Source organism: Hydrogenophaga sp., from assembly GCF_030158645.1.
GTDB lineage: Bacteria > Pseudomonadota > Gammaproteobacteria > Burkholderiales > Burkholderiaceae_C > Hydrogenophaga.
Window position 1 is genome coordinate 1 of the sequence record NZ_JAOASO010000076.1, and the last position, 2,199, is coordinate 2,199.

Below are 2,199 nucleotides of genomic sequence, written 5' to 3' on the forward strand. Positions count from 1 at the left end.
ATGCGCGAAGCCATGATGGCCGCCCCGCTGGGCGACGATGTGTTTGGCGATGACCCGTCGGTCAATGCGCTGCAGGACAAGATCGCGGACCTGACCGGCAAGCAAGCCGCGCTCTTCATGGCCAGCGGTACACAGAGCAACCTGTGCGCGATGCTGGCGCACTGCGAGCGCGGCGACGAATACATCGTGGGGCAGAACGCCCACACCTACCGCTACGAAGGCGGTGGCGCGGCGGTGCTGGGCAGCATCCAGCCCCAGCCGCTGGCGCAGAACGCCACCGGCCAGATGCAGCTGGCCGACATCGCCGCCGCCATCAAGCCCGACGACCCGCACTTTGCGCGCACGCGCCTGCTCTGCCTGGAGAACACCTGGAATGGCCACCCCATGCCGGCGGAGTACCTGGACCAGGCGACCGCACTGGCGCGCAAGCACGGACTGGCGGTGCACCTGGACGGCGCGCGCGTGTTCAACGCGGCGGTGGCGGCGGGCGGCGATCCGTTCACCGCATTGCGGGGCATCGTCGACCGTTTTGACAGCGTCTCGGTCTGCTTCAGCAAAGGCCTGGGCGCGCCCGTGGGCTCGGCCTTGTGTGGCTCCAAAGACCTGATCCGCCGCGCGCTGCGCTGGCGCAAGATGCTCGGCGGCGGCCTGCGCCAGTCGGGCTTGCTCGCGGCCGCGGCGCACCACGCGCTGGACCACCACATTCACCGACTGGCCGACGACCACGCGCTTGCGCAGCGCCTCGCGCAGGGCCTGGCCGGCATCGACGGCCTGGCTGTGCGCTCGGCGCAGACCAACATCGTGTTCGTCGATGTGGCGAACGGCCGAGGCCCCGATCTGCTGGCGCACCTGGCGCGCGATGGCGTGCTGGCCACCGGGCTGATCGGTCTGCGCTTCGTGACCCACCTCGACGTGGACACGGCCGGCATCGACCGCGCGATCGCCAGCATCCGCGCATTTTTTGCGCAGGGCGCCACGATCGCCAGCGCCCGGCCCGCCGGCGCTGCGGTTTACTGAGCACGGTCGCCCGGCCATGCCCGACCTGCCGCAACTGGTTCTTTTCATCGCGGCCGGCTGGCTGCTCAACCTCACGCCCGGTCCGGACGTGCTGTACATCGTGAGCCACGCGTTGAAGAGCGGCGTGCGCGCCGGCATCGTGGCGGCGCTGGGCATCGTCAGCGGCTGCTTTGTGCATGTGTTCGCCGCCGCCGTGGGTGTGAGTGCGCTGCTGGCCACCTCAGCCACCGCGTTCACCGTGCTCAAGTGGATCGGCGCGGCCTACCTGTTGTGGATGGGTGTGCGCTTGCTGTTCTCCAAGGCCTCGCCGCTGAACCTGAACGCCGGCGTCGCCGACGTGGACCTGTGGCGCGTGTACCGCCGGGGTTTCCTCACCAACGTGCTGAACCCCAAGGTCGCGCTGTTCTTCCTGGCCTTCGTGCCGCAGTTCATCGCGCCCGACGCTCCCAACAAGGCGCTGGTTTTTCTGCTGCTGGGGCTGGTTTTCAACCTCAACTCGCTGCCCATCAACTTCGGTTATGCCTGGCTCGCCGCCTGGGCCGCGCGCCGCGTGCAGACCGTGCAGCGCGCCATGCACTGGATGGACCGCGCCGCCGGCCTGCTCTTCGTGGGCTTTGGCCTGCGCCTGGCCTTGACCGACAATCCCGCCCACTAGACCAGAAGCTTTGGAGACACGCATGCCGAACAGCCACAAGATCACGCCGCAGGAGGCGCTGCAGCGCACCATCGAACACCGCGAGATTTTTCACGACGAGATGCTGCACCTGATGCGCCTGATCATGAGCGGCGAGATGTCGCCGGTGATGATGGCGGCCTTCATCACCGGCCTGCGCGTGAAGAAGGAAACCATCGGCGAGATCACCGCGGCCGCGCAGGTGATGCGCGAGTTCTCCACCAAGGTGCATGTGGCCGACAAGACGCACCTGGTCGACATCGTCGGCACCGGCGGCGACGGCTCGCACACCTTCAACATCTCCACCTGCTCCATGTTCGTGGCGGCCGCGGCCGGTGCGCGCGTGAGCAAGCACGGTGGGCGCAGCGTCTCCAGCAAGAGCGGCAGCGCCGACGTGCTGGAAAGCCTGGGCGTGAACATCAACCTCTCCCCCGAGGCGATCGCGCGCTGCATCGAGCAGGTCGGCGTGGGCTTCATGTTCGCGCCCAACCACCACCCGGCCATGAAGA

Annotated in this window: 3 protein-coding genes; all 3 read left to right on the forward strand. The window is 68.1% G+C overall.

Annotated features, from left to right (window positions below; all coding sequences use genetic code 11):
* On the forward strand, positions 1-1,017 hold a 1,017-nt coding region (gene ltaE, locus Q1W68_RS07560; protein ID WP_300651223.1), incomplete at its 5' end, for a low-specificity L-threonine aldolase.
* A gap of 16 nt (positions 1,018-1,033) precedes the next feature.
* Positions 1,034-1,672, forward strand: coding sequence for a LysE family translocator (locus Q1W68_RS07565; protein WP_300716030.1), 639 nt, complete (start codon positions 1,034-1,036; stop codon positions 1,670-1,672).
* Between the two features lie 22 nt (positions 1,673-1,694).
* Positions 1,695-2,199, forward strand: a 505-nt coding sequence (trpD, locus tag Q1W68_RS07570) for an anthranilate phosphoribosyltransferase (protein ID WP_300716032.1), incomplete at its 3' end; no start/stop codon positions are given.